Source organism: Serratia sp. CY44782 (assembly GCF_052168715.1).
Classification (GTDB): domain Bacteria; phylum Pseudomonadota; class Gammaproteobacteria; order Enterobacterales; family Enterobacteriaceae; genus Serratia; species Serratia nevei.
Genome location: NZ_JBJNME010000009.1, coordinates 67,094 through 81,530, shown reverse-complemented (window position 1 = coordinate 81,530; position 14,437 = coordinate 67,094). Strand labels below are relative to the sequence as shown.

13 protein-coding genes are annotated in these 14,437 nt (G+C 61.2%); 7 read left to right on the top strand and 6 right to left on the bottom strand.

The window, feature by feature from the left end; translation table 11 throughout:
* The first annotated feature begins 53 nt into the window (after nucleotides 1-53).
* Entirely contained in the window at nucleotides 54-2,216 is a 2,163-nt protein-coding gene (gene uvrD, locus ACJ8HT_RS17915) for a DNA helicase II (RefSeq protein ID WP_038874108.1), read from the top strand.
* A gap of 45 nt (nucleotides 2,217-2,261) precedes the next feature.
* On the opposite strand, the gene ACJ8HT_RS17910 is transcribed toward uvrD, so the two are convergent.
* A complete protein-coding gene (locus tag ACJ8HT_RS17910; protein ID WP_025160392.1) occupies nucleotides 2,262-2,735 on the bottom strand; it encodes a WbuC family cupin fold metalloprotein in 474 nt (157 codons plus the stop codon).
* A 445-nt stretch (nucleotides 2,736-3,180) separates the two neighbouring features.
* Between ACJ8HT_RS17910 and corA the strand changes: the two genes are divergently transcribed.
* Nucleotides 3,181-4,131 carry a magnesium/cobalt transporter CorA gene (gene corA, locus ACJ8HT_RS17905; protein WP_004934262.1) on the top strand — a complete coding sequence of 317 codons (951 nt, stop codon included), beginning with the start codon at nucleotides 3,181-3,183 and terminating at the stop codon, nucleotides 4,129-4,131.
* Between the two features lie 16 nt (nucleotides 4,132-4,147).
* Here the strand turns inward: corA and rarD are convergent, their stop codons facing one another.
* Both rarD and ACJ8HT_RS17895 read right to left on the bottom strand, forming a co-directional pair.
* Nucleotides 4,148-5,035 (bottom strand): EamA family transporter RarD, encoded by an 888-nt coding sequence (rarD, locus tag ACJ8HT_RS17900; RefSeq protein ID WP_060424204.1) that lies wholly within the window; start codon nucleotides 5,033-5,035, stop codon nucleotides 4,148-4,150.
* 66 nt (nucleotides 5,036-5,101) lie between these two features.
* Nucleotides 5,102-5,572: a thioesterase family protein gene (locus ACJ8HT_RS17895; protein WP_033649641.1), complete on the bottom strand. Its 471-nt coding sequence runs from the start codon at nucleotides 5,570-5,572 to the stop codon at nucleotides 5,102-5,104.
* A gap of 203 nt (nucleotides 5,573-5,775) precedes the next feature.
* Between ACJ8HT_RS17895 and pldA the strand changes: the two genes are divergently transcribed.
* Genes pldA through rhtC form a run of 3 tightly spaced genes read left to right on the top strand, consistent with a single transcriptional unit; the run spans nucleotide 5,776 to nucleotide 9,163 of the window.
* Nucleotides 5,776-6,654, top strand: coding sequence for a phospholipase A (pldA, locus tag ACJ8HT_RS17890; protein ID WP_004934270.1), 879 nt, complete (start codon nucleotides 5,776-5,778; stop codon nucleotides 6,652-6,654).
* 43 nt (nucleotides 6,655-6,697) lie between these two features.
* A complete protein-coding gene (recQ, locus tag ACJ8HT_RS17885) occupies nucleotides 6,698-8,530 on the top strand; it encodes an ATP-dependent DNA helicase RecQ (RefSeq protein ID WP_060424201.1) in 1,833 nt (610 codons plus the stop codon).
* Nucleotides 8,531-8,542: 12 nt separating this feature from the next.
* Nucleotides 8,543-9,163 carry a threonine export protein RhtC gene (rhtC, locus tag ACJ8HT_RS17880; protein ID WP_016929486.1) on the top strand — a complete coding sequence of 207 codons (621 nt, stop codon included), beginning with the start codon at nucleotides 8,543-8,545 and terminating at the stop codon, nucleotides 9,161-9,163.
* A gap of 48 nt (nucleotides 9,164-9,211) precedes the next feature.
* On the opposite strand, the gene rhtB is transcribed toward rhtC, so the two are convergent.
* The gene (rhtB, locus tag ACJ8HT_RS17875) at nucleotides 9,212-9,832 is read right to left on the bottom strand and encodes a homoserine/homoserine lactone efflux protein (RefSeq protein WP_025304879.1); all 621 of its coding nucleotides are present in this window, start codon (nucleotides 9,830-9,832) and stop codon (nucleotides 9,212-9,214) included.
* Between the two features lie 147 nt (nucleotides 9,833-9,979).
* Between rhtB and pldB the strand changes: the two genes are divergently transcribed.
* The gene (gene pldB, locus ACJ8HT_RS17870; RefSeq protein WP_194571638.1) at nucleotides 9,980-11,023 is read left to right on the top strand and encodes a lysophospholipase L2; all 1,044 of its coding nucleotides are present in this window, start codon (nucleotides 9,980-9,982) and stop codon (nucleotides 11,021-11,023) included.
* A gap of 4 nt (nucleotides 11,024-11,027) precedes the next feature.
* Nucleotides 11,028-11,825: a sugar/pyridoxal phosphate phosphatase YigL gene (gene yigL / locus ACJ8HT_RS17865; RefSeq protein ID WP_019452532.1), complete on the top strand. Its 798-nt coding sequence runs from the start codon at nucleotides 11,028-11,030 to the stop codon at nucleotides 11,823-11,825.
* 54 nt (nucleotides 11,826-11,879) lie between these two features.
* Here yigL and glpQ read toward each other — a convergent pair whose 3' ends face one another.
* Nucleotides 11,880-12,959 carry a glycerophosphodiester phosphodiesterase gene (gene glpQ, locus ACJ8HT_RS17860; RefSeq protein ID WP_015376272.1) on the bottom strand — a complete coding sequence of 360 codons (1,080 nt, stop codon included), beginning with the start codon at nucleotides 12,957-12,959 and terminating at the stop codon, nucleotides 11,880-11,882.
* Nucleotides 12,960-13,042: 83 nt separating this feature from the next.
* The gene (gene glpT / locus ACJ8HT_RS17855; protein WP_047729425.1) at nucleotides 13,043-14,395 is read right to left on the bottom strand and encodes a glycerol-3-phosphate transporter; all 1,353 of its coding nucleotides are present in this window, start codon (nucleotides 14,393-14,395) and stop codon (nucleotides 13,043-13,045) included.
* Nucleotides 14,396-14,437 lie beyond the last annotated feature (42 nt).

The window sequence follows — 14,437 nt, the reverse complement described above, 5'->3', positions numbered from 1 at the left end:
TCCAGTGAAAAACCCGTCAGCGGCGGGTTTTCCCTTAACCATTAGTGGTGCCTATGGACGTCTCCGATCTGCTCGACAGCCTGAATGAAAAACAACGTGAAGCCGTGGCGGCGCCGCGCAGCAACCTGTTGGTTCTGGCCGGGGCGGGCAGCGGCAAGACCCGGGTACTGGTGCATCGCATCGCCTGGCTGCTGTCGGTGGAGAACTGTTCGCCGTATTCGATCATGGCGGTGACCTTCACCAACAAGGCGGCGGCGGAAATGCGCCACCGTATCGAACATCTGATCGGCACCAGTCAGGGTGGCATGTGGATCGGCACCTTCCACGGCCTGGCGCATCGTCTGTTGCGCGCCCACCACCTGGAAGCCAACCTGCCGCAGGATTTCCAGATCCTCGACAGCGACGACCAGCTGCGGCTGCTCAAGCGCATCATCAAGGCGCTGAACGTCGACGAGAAGCAGTGGCCGCCGCGTCAGGCGATGTGGTACATCAACGGCAAGAAAGACGAGGGCCTGCGGCCACAGCACGTCGAGACCTACAACAACCCGGTAGAGGCCACCTGGCTGCGCATCTATCAGGCCTATCAGGAAGCCTGCGATCGCGCCGGGCTGGTGGATTTCGCCGAGCTGCTGCTGCGCGCGCACGAGCTGTGGCTGAACAAGCCGCATATCCTCAACCACTACCGCGAACGTTTCACCAACGTGCTGGTGGACGAATTCCAGGATACCAACAGCATCCAGTACGCCTGGATCCGTCTGCTGGCGGGCGGCAACAGCAACGTGATGATCGTCGGCGACGACGATCAGTCGATCTACGGCTGGCGCGGCGCGCAGGTGGAAAACATCCAGCGCTTCCTGAAAGATTTCCCCGGCGCGGAAACCATCCGCCTGGAGCAGAACTACCGTTCCACCAGCAACATCCTGAAAGCGGCCAACACCCTGATCGCCAACAACGACGGGCGCATGGGCAAAAACCTGTGGACCGAAGGCGGCGAAGGCGAACCGATCTCCATCTACTGTGCCTTCAACGAACTCGACGAAGCGCGCTTCGTGGTCAACCGCATCAAGACCTGGCAGGACAACGGCGGGGCGCTGAACGACTGCGCCATCCTGTACCGCAGCAACGCCCAGTCGCGCGTGCTGGAAGAGGCGCTGCTGCAGACGGCGATGCCGTACCGCATCTACGGCGGCCAGCGCTTCTTCGAACGCCAGGAAATCAAGGATGCGCTGGCTTACCTGCGCCTCATTTCCAACCGCAACGACGATGCGGCCTTCGAGCGCGTGGTCAACACCCCGACGCGCGGCATCGGCGATCGTACCCTCGACGTGGTGCGCCAGGCGGCGCGCGATCGCCAGCTGACGCTGTGGCAGGCGACGCGCGAGCTGATGCAGGACAAAGTGTTGGCCGGCCGCGCCGCGTCGGCGCTGCAGCGTTTTATCGAACTGGTGGAGTCGCTGGCGCATGAAACCGCCGACATGCCGCTCCACGTGCAGACCGACCGGGTGATCCGCGATTCCGGGCTGTTCATCATGTATGAGCAGGAGAAAGGCGAAAAGGGGCAGGCGCGCATCGAAAACCTTGAGGAACTGGTGACGGCGACGCGCCAGTTCAGCTATCAGGAAGAAGATCAGGATCTGATGCCGCTGCAGGCGTTCCTGTCGCATGCGGCGCTGGAGGCGGGCGAAGGCCAGGCCGACGCCTACCAGGACGCGGTGCAGCTGATGACCCTGCACTCCGCCAAGGGCCTGGAATTCCCGCTGGTGTTTATCGTCGGCATGGAAGAAGGCATGTTCCCGAGCCAGATGTCGCTGGATGAAGGCGGCCGTCTGGAAGAGGAGCGCCGCCTGGCCTATGTGGGCGTAACGCGCGCCATGCAGAAGCTGACGCTGACCTATGCCGAAACGCGCCGTCTGTACGGCAAAGAGGTCTACCACCGGCCGTCGCGCTTTATCGGCGAGCTGCCGGAAGAGTGCGTGGAAGAAGTGCGCCTGCGCGCCAGCGTATCGCGCCCGGTCAATCACCGCCGCATGGGCACGCCGATCAGCGAGAACGATACTGGTTACAAGCTGGGCCAGCGCGTGCGCCATCCCAAGTTTGGCGAAGGCACCATCGTCAATCTGGAGGGCAGCGGCGAGCACAGCCGGCTGCAGATTGCTTTCCCGGGCGAGGGCATCAAGTGGCTGGTGGCGGCCTACGCTCGCCTGGAAACGGTATAAAGAGAGGGGAGAGTTGCAGGGGCACGCCCCTGCAATCGTTCATTATCAGTGAGGGTAGCGATCGCCGACCTGCGCGGTGGCATACCAGCGCATCACCGCTTCGGTGCCTTCGCCGCCTTCCTGCGGCGCCCATTGCATGCAGTCCTCTTCGGTCAGCGCCTGATACGGGCCCTGCTTCACTTCGAACACCACGCCGCCGGCATCGACCGACAGCACCGCATGCCAGGTAAATGCCGGCATCTCCAGCACTTTGGTTTCTTCGCCGAGCAGGGTGCGCTGCGTGACGACGCCGTCATCGTTGAACTGCAATACGACAAAACGACCGCGCAGCGGCGTCAGCAATTCCCAGGTTTGCGGGTGACGGTGCGGGCGGATATAGGTGCCGGGTTCCATGGCGATCGCCAGGCGTTGCACCGGGTCGCTCAACTCTTCGTGTAAAGTGCGGTGCGCGCGCAGGCGGGCCACGCTGGCGGCCTGTTCGCTCATCGCGGTCAGTTCATGGGCGGTAATCTGTTTCATCATTTAAATCCGCATGCTTGTCGTACCATTAGGGTGATGTCATCTTAACAACATTCTTGGTGGTGGTAAGCGATCGCCGCGACTTTTTCAGCACGGTTTAAGCGCCATTTTTACCATTGATCATCGTGATGATTTGTTGCGCAATTATCCCGCCTAACGTGTTGACAGGCTTTTTCCTCTCGGCGTAACATGCGCGCACTATTATCATTGAGGACAGACGCCTTGGACACACCCAGTAGATACTGGCTCACTGACCTGCGCCGCAGGTATAACTTCTAAGGCTCTCCGTTTTTGCTGATAGCCTTCGTGGTTGTCGGCGACCCCGCAAAGCGTCGCTATGAGTCAGATCTCTTCATGGTCTGAAACAAATCGGTGATACGCATCCCCTCTGTTTCTGTGCTTCAACGCGTTGTCCGCACCCGTTACCTTCACGGAGTTTTGGCACATGCTGAGCGCTTTTAAATTAGATAACCGCCGCTTGTCCCGTCTGGAGCTGGACGACTCGGATGATCTCACGTCATCGCTGTGGGTTGACCTGGTCGAGCCGGAAGAGGGCGAGCGTGAGCGCGTGCAGAATGAGCTGGGACAAAGCCTGGCGACGCGTCCCGAGCTGGACGACATCGAAGCCTCCGCCCGTTTCTTCGAAGACGAAGACGGTCTGCATATCCACTCCTTCTTCTACTTTGAAGATGCGGAAGATCACGCCGGCAACTCCACGGTGGCGTTCACCATCCGCGACGGCCGCCTGTATACCCTGCGCGAGCGTGAACTGCCGGCGTTTCGCCTGTACCGCATGCGCGCCCGCAACCAGACCATGCTCGAAGGCAACGCCTACGAACTGCTGCTGGATCTGTTCGAAACCAAGATTGAGCAGTTGGCGGACGAGATAGAGAACATCTACAGCGATCTGGAACAGCTCAGCCGGGTGATCATGGAAGGGCATCAGGGCGACGAATACGACGCCGCGCTGTCGACGCTGGCGGAGCTGGAAGATATCGGCTGGAAGGTGCGTTTGTGTCTGATGGATACCCAGCGCGCGCTCAACTTCCTGGTGCGCAAGGCGCGTCTGCCGACCGGCCAGCTGGAGCAGGCGCGTGAAGTGCTGCGCGACATCGAATCCCTGCTGCCGCACAACGAATCGCTGTTCCAGAAGGTGAACTTCCTGATGCAGGCGGCGATGGGCTTCATCAACATCGAGCAGAACCGCATCATCAAGATCTTCTCGGTGGTGTCGGTGGTGTTCCTGCCGCCAACGCTGGTGGCCTCCAGCTACGGCATGAACTTCGAATTCATGCCGGAGCTGAAATGGTCGTTCGGCTACCCGGGCGCCATCACCTTGATGATCCTGGCCGGCCTGGCCCCTTACCTGTACTTCAAGCGCAAGAACTGGCTGTAACCCGGCGGCGCCGGGCTCAGCGCAGCTTGCGCTGGGTATAGAGCGCGTCGAGGGTGAACAGGATCAGCGCCGCCCAGATAAAGCCAAAGGTCACCAGTTTGTCCTGGCCGACGGTTTCGCCGTAGAAGGTGACCGCCAGCAGGAACATCAGCGTCGGGCCGAGATACTGGAAGAAACCGAGCGTCGACAGGCGCAGCCGGGTGGCCGCCGCGGTGAAGCACAGCAGCGGCACGGTGGTGACGATGCCGGCGGCGACCAGCAGCAGGTTCAGCGACCACGGGTTGGCGCTCAGGTGGCTGGTGGGGCTGTCGGCGAACAGGAACAGATAGGCCGCCGCCACCGGCAGCAGCCACAGCGTTTCGATCAGCATGCCGGTCTGGGCGTCGATGGCGATTTTCTTGCGCAGCAGGCCGTAGAAGGCGAAGCTGAACGCCAGCCCCAGACCGATGATCGGCAACGAGCCGAACTGCCAGAGCTGTACCAGCACCCCGGTGAACGCCAGCGCCACCGCCACCCACTGCATGCGGCGGAAGCGTTCGCCGAGAAACAGCATCCCCAACAGCACGTTAACCAGCGGGTTGATGAAGTAGCCTAGGCTGGCCTCGAGCATATGGTGGTTGTTCACCGCCCAGATGAACAGCAGCCAGTTGCCGCCGATCAACAGCGCGGTGACCGCCAGCAGCAGCAGCCGTTTGCGATTTTGACAGGCGGCCCGCACTTTCGGCCAGCTGCGGCCCAGCGAGATCAGCGCCAGCATGAAGAAAAACGACCAGATGATCCGGTGGGTGAGGATCTCATCGGCGGGCACTTGCTGAATCAGTTTGAAATAGGCCGGGGCGATGCCCCACATAAAATAGGCGGCCAGGGCGAAGAAAATGCCCTGACGCGTTTGCTTTGCGTCCATGACGTCACTCGGGTGGGGAACGTAAGATGCGGTGAGTGTACTGAAGACGCTCACCGCACACAATCATCAGCCGACCAGATAGGTGGCGGTGGCGCTCGCGATATGCAGGCCGTCGTGGTTATGCAGCTCTACGCGCGCGACGGCGACCTTGTTGCCGCTGCGCAGCACGCTGGCGGAGGCGACGAAGTGCTCGCCGCGGCCGGGGCGCAGGTAGTCGACGCGCAGATCGATGGTGCCCATGCGCGACAGCTTGGCGGCGATCTCCTCTTCGATCAGCGGCTCCAGGCGCGTCAGCACGCCGCCGGCGCAGGCCAATCCGGCGGCGACGTCAAGCACCGCGGCGATCACGCCACCGTGCAGAATTTCCTGTGCCGCGTTGCCCACCAGCTTGCGCTGGTTGGTGAAGCTCAGCTCGACGTAATCATCGTCGAAGCGGCGCAGCTCCAGGCCAAGCTCGCGGTTGAACGGCATGTGGTAGACAAAGATTTCGCCGATCTTGCGGCGGGCGGCTTCCAGGGTCAGTGGTGTGGTCGACATAGCGGGTTTCCGTTTTTCTTTTGCGTTTTAAGGGAGCTAACTGGTCAGTCCAGGTTAATGGAATGTTGATTTTATGCTTAACCTTTGTTGCTTTCCAGACTATTCCAATAAAACCGACCTGCGCTGCGGTAAAGCCTCCTTTGTGTGTAAAATGGCCTGATTTTTTCCGGGCTTGCCCTTTTTCGTTGGAGTGAGGAGAGGTTATGCGCATTTTGTCAGGGATCGTTTCCGCCACGCTGCTGATGCCGGCGCTGGCATTGGCTGAGGAAGCCAAAGAGCAGCAGATTCACGATAAGCCGGCGGTGCGCGGCAGCATTATCGCCAACCTGCTGCAGGAGCACGATAATCCGTTCACGCTGTATCCTTACGATCCCAATTACCTGCTGTACACCGACACCAGCGATATCAACAAAGAGGCCATCAAGACGTACAACTGGGCCGACAAGGCGCGCAAGGACGAGGTGAAATACCAACTTAGTCTGGCGTTTCCGCTGTGGCGGGGCATTGCCGGCGACAACTCGGTGCTCGGCGCGTCTTATACTCAGCGCTCCTGGTGGCAATTGTCCAACCGCGGCGAGTCTTCGCCGTTCCGCGAAACCAACTACGAGCCGCAGCTGTTCGTGGGGTGGGCGACCGATTACCGCTTTGCCGGTTGGACGCTGCGCGATGTTGAAATCGGCGTTAACCATCAGTCTAACGGCCGCTCGGATCCGACGTCGCGCAGTTGGAATCGCGGCTATGCGCGGCTGATGGCGCAAAACGGCAACTGGCAGGTGGATCTCAAGCCCTGGTTCCGTTTCTCGGAGAGCTCGAGCAACGACGACAACCCGGACATCACCAAATACATGGGATACTACCGGCTGAAGGTCGGTTACGCCTGGGGCGACAGCGTGTTCAGCGTCGACAGCCACTACAACTGGAACAGCGGCTACGGCGGCGCGGAACTGGGCTGGAGCTATCCGATTACCCGCAACGTGCGCTTCTATACTCAGGTGTTCAGCGGCTACGGCGAATCGCTGATCGACTACAACTTCCGGCAGACACGGGTGGGCGTTGGTGTCATGCTGAACGATATTATGTAATCATACCCGGTGGGTGTGTACCGATGAAAAAATGGGGAAGTGTGTGTCAACCGCAGCAGTGATTAACAGAGAGTTGCTGGCCGAGCAGGTATTGCGCGATACCTTTGGCTACCAGCAATTCCGTCCGGGCCAACAAACGATTATCAACGCCGCGATCGGCGGGCAGGATTGCCTGGTGGTGATGCCGACCGGCGGCGGCAAGTCGCTGTGTTACCAAATCCCGGCGCTGGTGATGGACGGCCTGACGCTGGTCGTTTCCCCGTTGATCTCGCTGATGAAGGACCAGGTCGACCAACTGTTGGCCTACGGCGTTTCCGCCGCCTGCTACAACTCGACGCAAACCCGCGAGGAGCAGTTGGACGTTATGGCCGGCTGCCGCAACGGCACCATCAAGATGCTGTACATCGCGCCGGAACGGCTGATGATGGAAAGCTTCCTCAGCCTGCTCGATCACTGTCCGCCGGCGATGCTGGCGGTGGATGAGGCGCACTGTATTTCGCAGTGGGGCCATGACTTCCGGCCGGAATATCGCGCGCTGGGTCAGCTGAAACAGCGCTTCCCGTCGATGCCGGTGATCGCGCTGACCGCCACCGCCGACGAGTCCACCCGCGGCGATATCGTGCGCCTGCTGTCGCTGCAGGACCCGCTGGTGCAGGTCAGCAGCTTCGACCGGCCGAACATCCGCTACACGCTGGTGGAAAAATTCAAACCGCTCGATCAGCTGTGGCGCTTCGTGCAGGATCAGCGCGGCAAGAGCGGCATTATCTATTGCAACAGCCGCGCCAAGGTGGAAGACACCGCCGCACGTCTGCAAAGCCGCGGGCTGAGCGTCGGCGCCTACCACGCCGGGCTGGACAACGATCGCCGCGCGCAGGTGCAGGAAGCGTTCCAGCGTGACGATTTGCAGGTGGTGGTGGCTACCGTCGCCTTCGGCATGGGCATCAATAAACCCAACGTGCGCTTCGTGGTGCATTTCGACATCCCGCGCAATATCGAATCCTATTATCAGGAGACCGGCCGCGCCGGGCGTGACGGCCTGCCGGCTGAAGCCATCCTGTTGTACGATCCGGCCGACATGGCCTGGCTGCGCCGCTGCCTGGAGGAAAAACCCGCCGGACAGCAGCTGGATATCGAACGCCACAAGCTGAACGCCATGGGCGCGTTCGCCGAGGCGCAAACCTGCCGCCGCCTGGTGCTGCTCAACTACTTCGGCGAAGGCAAGCACGAGAACTGCGGCAACTGCGACATCTGCCTCGATCCGCCCAAGCGCTACGACGGGCTGGAGGACGCGCGCAAGGCGCTGTCCTGCGTGTACCGCGTCGGCCAGCGCTTCGGCCTCGGGTACATCGTGGAAGTGCTGCGCGGCTCCAACAACCAACGCATTCGCGAATACGGCCACGATAAGCTGCCGGTATACGGCATCGGCCGCGATCAAACCACCGAACACTGGACCAGCGTGCTGCGTCAACTGATCCACCTGGGCTTTATCACCCAGAACATCGCCATGCACTCGGCGCTGCAATTGACCGAGGCGGCGCGCCCGGTGTTGCGCGGCGAGGTGGCGCTGCAGCTGGCGGTGCCGCGCATCCAGAGCCTGAAGTCGCGCAGCAGCGCCAACCAGAAATCCTACGGCGGCAATTACGATCGCAAGCTGTTCGCCAAGCTGCGCAAACTGCGCAAATCGATCGCCGACGAAGAAAACATTCCGCCTTACGTGGTGTTCAACGACGCCACGCTGCTGGAAATGGCCGAACAGATGCCGATCAAGGCCGGCGATCTGCTGAGCGTCAACGGCGTCGGCCAGCGCAAACTGGAGCGTTTCGGCGCGCCCTTTATGGCGATGATCCGCGACCATCTCGACAATGACGAAGACTAAGGGCGATAAATCATGCTGATGCTGTTTCTCACCGTGGCGCTGGTGCATCTGATTGCGCTGATGAGCCCGGGGCCGGACTTCTTTTTCGTGTCGCAGACCGCCGCCAGCCGCTCGCGCCGTGAGGCGATGATGGGCGTGGTCGGCATTTCGCTCGGCATCGTGGTATGGGCCGGCGTGGCGTTGATGGGGCTGCATCTGATCCTGCAGAAGATGGCCTGGTTGCATCAGATAATCATGGTCGGCGGCGGCATTTACCTGTGCTGGATGGGGTGGCAGCTGCTGCGTTCCGCGCGGGCGCAGCAAGCGCAGCCGGCGGCGGAGGCCCAGGTGGCGTTGCCGAAGGCCGGGCGCAGCTTTATTCGCGGCTTCCTGACCAATCTGTCCAACCCGAAAGCGGTGATCTATTTCGGCAGCGTGTTCTCGCTGTTCGTCGGCGACAGCGTCGGCGCCGGGGCGCGCTGGGGGCTGTTCTTGCTGATCGTCGCCGAGACCTTCGTCTGGTTCAGCCTGGTGGCGGTGGTGTTCGCGCTGCCGGCGATGCGCCGCGGCTACCAGCGGTTGGCCAAGTGGATCGACGGGGTGGCGGGCGTGCTGTTTACCGGCTTCGGGTTACACCTGATCTTTACCCGCTGACCGGCGGTGACATGCCCAAGGCCGAGCAGCGATGCCCGGCCTTTTTTGTCAGGCTTTGCGGGCGGTCGCCAGCAGCCCCGCCACCAAAATGAACAGCGAACCGAATACCCGGTTGAGCAGTTGCATCTGGCGCGGCGTTCTCAGCCAGCCGGCGATGCGCGTCGCCAGGGTGGCGTAACCGATCATCACCAGAATATCCACCACCACGGTAGTGACGCCGAGCACCAGATACTGCTCGGCCTGCGGCTGATTGGGCAGGATGAACTGCGGGAACAGCGCGGCAAGAAACACGATGCTTTTCGGGTTGGTCAGGTTGACCAGCACCGCGCGGCGGAACAGACGGCGGCGCGGCATGCTGCCCGCCAGCGCATGCAGATCCAGCGCCCCGGCGGCGCGCCACTGCTGGATGCCGAGCCACACCAGGTAGGCGGCGCCCAGCCATTTCAGCAGCTCGAACGCCAGCAGCGATTGAGAAATCAGCGCGCCGAGGCCGATGCCCACCAGTACGATGTGCGCGCTCAGCCCGACCTGCAGCCCGGCGATCGACGCGGCGGCGCCGCGATAGCCGTGGCTGATGCCGGTGCTCATGGTGTTGATGGCGCCTGAGCCGGGGGACAGGCTGAGGATAAGCGTGGTCAGCAGGTAGGTTAACCACCAGTCCAAGGTCATGGTTCTCGGCTCCCTGAAAGTGTCGTTTTGTGCCACAATGCGCCGAGGCGGCGCCGTTTTTTGTAAGAATTGAATCACAATACGCTAGTATGATTTCTTGTGCCAGCGGTCACATTTTCCGCCGGCCCCACAGGGAAAACGCTCTCGATGACCTCGTTCACTCTCAGCTCCGATGACTGGTTAACGCGTGAAACGCAGTTCGCTGCCTTCGCCACCGGGCCGCTGCTGGACTTCTGGCGGCTGCGGGAAGAGGGCGAGTTCAGCGGCGTGGACGGCGTGCCGATCCGCTTTGTGCGTTTTCGCTCCGCGCGACATCAGCGGGTGGTGGTGGTCAGCCCCGGCCGCATCGAAAGCTACGTGAAATACCCCGAGGTGGCCTACGATCTGTTCCACTGCGGTTACGACGTGGTGATCGTCGATCATCGCGGCCAGGGGCGCTCCGGCCGTTTACTGGCGGATACGCACCGCGGTCATGTGGTAAACTTCGCCGACTACGTGGACGATTTCGAGCAGCTTTGGCAGCGCGAGGTCGAATCGCGCGGTTATCGGCAGCGCTTCGCGCTGGCGCATTCGATGGGCGGCGCGATCCTGGCGCAGTTCCTGCAGCGTCGGCCGCAGGCATTCGACGCGGCGGCGTTTTGTGCGCCGATGTTCGGCATCCAGTTGCCGATGCCGGGCTGGCTGGCCGACCGTATTCTCGACTGGGTGGAGACGCGCCCGGCGATCCGCGACTATTACGCGGTGGGCACCGGCCAGTGGCGTCCGTTGCCCTATGTGGTCAACGTGTTGACCCACAGCCGCGAGCGCTATCGGCGCAGCCTGCGCTATTACGCCGATTACCCCGAGCTGCAGGTGGGCGGGCCGACCTACCATTGGGTGCGGGAGAGCATCCGCGCCGGCCGGCAGATTATCGCTCAGGCCGGGGAGATAACAACGCCGCTGTTGCTTTTGCAGGCCGGTGAGGAACGGGTGGTCGACAACCGTTCGCATCAGGCTTTTTGTCAGGCTCTGTCAGACGCGGGGCGCCCTTGCGAAGGGGGGATCCCGTGGGTTATCAACGGCGCACGCCATGAGATCCTGTTCGAGCGGGACGCGATGCGCGCCGAAGCACTGAACGCAATCCTGCGCTTCTTTGCTCAACACTTAGGCGGCGCGCTGCCGCCGACAACTCCATCAGAGGTTAGAACATAACGCTATGTATCACGTCGTCGCTTCCGATTTAGATGGCACGCTGCTGTCTCCCGACCATACCCTGTCGCCGTACGCCAAAGAAACGCTGAAGTTGCTGACCCAGCGCGGCGTGCATTTCGTGTTCGCCACCGGCCGCCACCATATCGACGTGGCGCAGATCCGCGACAGCCTGGAGATCAGCGCCTTTATGATCACCTCTAACGGCGCGCGGGTGCATAACACCGCCGGCGAGTTGATCTTCAGCCATAACCTGGACGGGGATATCGCCCGCGATCTGTACGGCATGCTGCACGACGATCCGGAGATCACCACCAACGTCTACCGCAACGATGACTGGTTCATCAACCGCGAAAGCCCTGAGCAGGAAGAGTTCTTCCAGGAGTCGGTGTTCAAATATCAGCTGTTCGAGCCGGGCCTGCTGGAAACCGACGGCGTCTGCAAAGTCTACTTCACCTGCGAAGATCACGAGCGGCTGCTGCAGGTGGAAGATGCCATCAACGCGCGCTGGGGCGATCGGGTCAACGTCAGCTTCTCGTTCCCGACCTGCCTGGAAGTGATGGCGGGTGGCGTGTCGAAAGGGCATGCGCTGGAAGAAGTGGCCAAGATCATCGGCTATACGCTGCAAGAGTGCATCGCCTTCGGCGACGGCATGAACGATCTGGAGATGCTGTCGATGGCCGGTAAGGGCTGCATCATGCGCGATGCGCATCAGCGCCTGAAGGATATGCTGCCGGAGCTGGAGGTGATCGGCTCCAACGTCGATAACGCGGTGCCGCACTACCTGCGCAAGATGTTCCTCTGAAATAACCCGGCCGTTTCTCTGAAATAATAAGGGCGCCTTGCGGCGCCCTTGGCATTACTTGTGCTGGCCCTGCTTCTGCAGGAACTGCACGCCCTTGTCCGGGAAGTCGGTGAACACGCCGTCGACGCCGGCCTGGTTGTAAATCACGTCATACAGCTGGTTCACGTCGGTCACGTACTTCGGCAGCGCATCGGCGCGGATGGTGAACGGGTGCACCGCCAGCTTGCTGGCATGCGCTTCTTTCACCATGTCGGTCAGCACGATGTGGCCCGGCTTGGATTGATCCGCGACCACCAGCATGTGGTAGTCCGGCCCGATGCCGTCGGCATACTGAGCGATTTTCTTCATCGCGCCCGGCTTGAACATCCAGTCGTAGTCGTATTCTACCCACTTGCCGTCGGCTTTCTGCTCGTAGGTTTCCTGCCAGTCGTTATAGGCGATCAGCTGCACCAGCTTCAGATCCATGCCCAGCTTCGGCTCCAGCTCGTTCTTGATGCGTTTGAGCTCGTTGGCGTCGAAGCACTGCAGGTAGACGTTATCGTTCTTGCCGGTGTAACCGTACTGCTTGAGTACCGCCAGCACTTTGCTGGAGATGTCTTTGCCTTCCTGTTTGTGGAACCAAGGTGCCTTGATTTCAGGGTAGATGCCGATGTTTTTGCCGGTCGAATGGTTCAGACCCTGCACGAACTCGATCTCTTCCTGGAAGGTGTGCACGCGGAAGTCGGATTTGCCCATCGGGAAGCGGCCAGGATAACCCTGTACCTTCTTGCCGTTTTCGATTTCAAAACCTTCGGTGAACTTCAGCGATTTGATCTCCGCCAGCGTAAAGTCGATGGCGTAGTAGCGGCCGTCTTTGCGCGCGCGGTCCGGGAAGCGTTCGGCGACGTCGGTGACGCGATCGAGGTAATGGTCGTGCAGCACCACCAGCTCGTTGTCCTTGGTCATCACCAGATCTTGTTCGAGGTAATCGGCGCCCTGGGCGTAGGCCATCGCCTTCGCCGGCAGGGTGTGTTCCGGCAGGTAGCCGCTGGCGCCGCGGTGGGCGATCACCACTTTGTCCGCTGCCTGTGCGGCGCTGACCATCGAGGTGGCGAGAATGATCCCTGTCAGCAGGGCTTTGACTTGAGTCCGCATTCCGTTTTTCTCCGTGTTGTTGGGGGCAGGGTAGTAAAAAGGCCGCAGGGCGGCCTTTAAATCATGCAAAAGTCGTGTGACGCTTAACCGCGCTTGGCGGCGATTTCCGCGTGGTGTTTCTTTTCGTTCAGCATGGTCAGCAGCAGCAGGATAACCGCCAGCACGCCGCCGCCGATCATCACCATGAAGCCGCCGTCCCAACCGAAGAAGTCCACGGTGTAACCGACGATGGCGCTGGCCGCAACCGAGCCGCCCAGGTAGCCGAACAGGCCGGTGAAGCCCGCGGCGGTGCCGGCGGCTTTCTTCGGCGCCAGCTCCAGCGCGTGCAGGCCGATCAGCATCACCGGGCCGTAGATCAGGAAGCCGATGACCAGCATACAGATCATGTCCACGGTCGGGTTACCGGCCGGGTTCATCCAGAACACCACGGTGGCGATGGTCACCAGCGTCATGAAGAACACACCGGTGGCGCCGCGGTTGCCTTTGAACACTTTGTCCGACATCCAGCCGCACAGCAGGGTGCCCGGGATACCGGCGTATTCATACAGGAAGTAGGCCCAGGACGACTTGTCCAGCGCGAAGTGTTTCACTTCTTTCAGGTAGGTCGGCGACCAGTCCAGAATGCCGTAACGCAGCAGATAGACGAACACGTTGGCGACCGCGATGTACCACAGCAGCTTGTTAGGCAGAATGTACTGCATGAAGATCTGCTTGGCGGTCAGCTCTTCTTCGTCTTTTTCGCTGTAGTCGTCCGGATAGTCGTTTTTGTACTCTTCAATCGGCGGCAGGCCGCAGGATTGCGGGGTGTCGCGCATCAGGGCGAAGGCGATCAGGGCCACCAAGATGGCGCCGAAGGCCGGCATGTACAGCGCCGCGTGCCAGTCGTTGAACCAGGCCATACCCAGCAGGAACAGCAGCGGCGGAAGGCCGCCACCCACGTTGTGGGCGCAGTTCCAGATGGAAACGATGCCGCCGCGTTCTTTCTGCGACCACCAGTGCACCATGGTGCGGCCGCACGGCGGCCAACCCATGCCCTGGAACCAGCCGCACAGGAACAGCAGGACGAACATGATGGCGATGCTGGAGGTGGCCCACGGCACGAAGCCCATGAACAACATCACCGCCGCCGCCAGGATCAGGCCGGCAGGCAGGAACACCCGCGGGTTGGAACGGTCGGAGACCGAACCCATGATGAATTTGGAGAAGCCGTAGGCGATGGAGATGCCCGACAGCGCGAAGCCGAGGTCACCGCGGCTGAAGCCTTGTTCGATCAGGTAAGGCATGGCCAGGGTGAAGTTCTTACGCACCAGATAGTAAGCGGCGTAACCGAAGAAGATCCCCAGGAAAATTTGCCAGCGCAGCTTACGGTAGAGCGGGTCTACCTTATCGCTCGGCACACGGGCGGTGTGTGCGGCCGGCTTAAAAATACTCAACATGAGCGCCTCCGATGGCTTTATCTGTTATCACATCAATATGAC

What these genes read in the sequence shown, in the direction of transcription:
- pldA (WP_004934270.1), top strand. Translation starts at nt 5,776, where the DNA reads ATGCGCATTTTGTCAGGGATCGTTTCCGCCACGCTGCTGATGCCGGCG.
- corA (WP_004934262.1), top strand. Translation starts at nt 3,181, where the DNA reads ATGCTGAGCGCTTTTAAATTAGATAACCGCCGCTTGTCCCGTCTGGAG.
- glpQ (WP_015376272.1), bottom strand. Translation starts at nt 12,959, where the DNA reads ATGCGGACTCAAGTCAAAGCCCTGCTGACAGGGATCATTCTCGCCACC.
- uvrD (WP_038874108.1), top strand. Translation starts at nt 54, where the DNA reads ATGGACGTCTCCGATCTGCTCGACAGCCTGAATGAAAAACAACGTGAA.
- ACJ8HT_RS17895 (WP_033649641.1), bottom strand. Translation starts at nt 5,572, where the DNA reads ATGTCGACCACACCACTGACCCTGGAAGCCGCCCGCCGCAAGATCGGC.
- rhtB (WP_025304879.1), bottom strand. Translation starts at nt 9,832, where the DNA reads ATGACCTTGGACTGGTGGTTAACCTACCTGCTGACCACGCTTATCCTC.
- glpT (WP_047729425.1), bottom strand. Translation starts at nt 14,395, where the DNA reads ATGTTGAGTATTTTTAAGCCGGCCGCACACACCGCCCGTGTGCCGAGC.
- pldB (WP_194571638.1), top strand. Translation starts at nt 9,980, where the DNA reads ATGACCTCGTTCACTCTCAGCTCCGATGACTGGTTAACGCGTGAAACG.
- rarD (WP_060424204.1), bottom strand. Translation starts at nt 5,035, where the DNA reads ATGGACGCAAAGCAAACGCGTCAGGGCATTTTCTTCGCCCTGGCCGCC.
- yigL (WP_019452532.1), top strand. Translation starts at nt 11,028, where the DNA reads ATGTATCACGTCGTCGCTTCCGATTTAGATGGCACGCTGCTGTCTCCC.
- ACJ8HT_RS17910 (WP_025160392.1), bottom strand. Translation starts at nt 2,735, where the DNA reads ATGAAACAGATTACCGCCCATGAACTGACCGCGATGAGCGAACAGGCC.
- rhtC (WP_016929486.1), top strand. Translation starts at nt 8,543, where the DNA reads ATGCTGATGCTGTTTCTCACCGTGGCGCTGGTGCATCTGATTGCGCTG.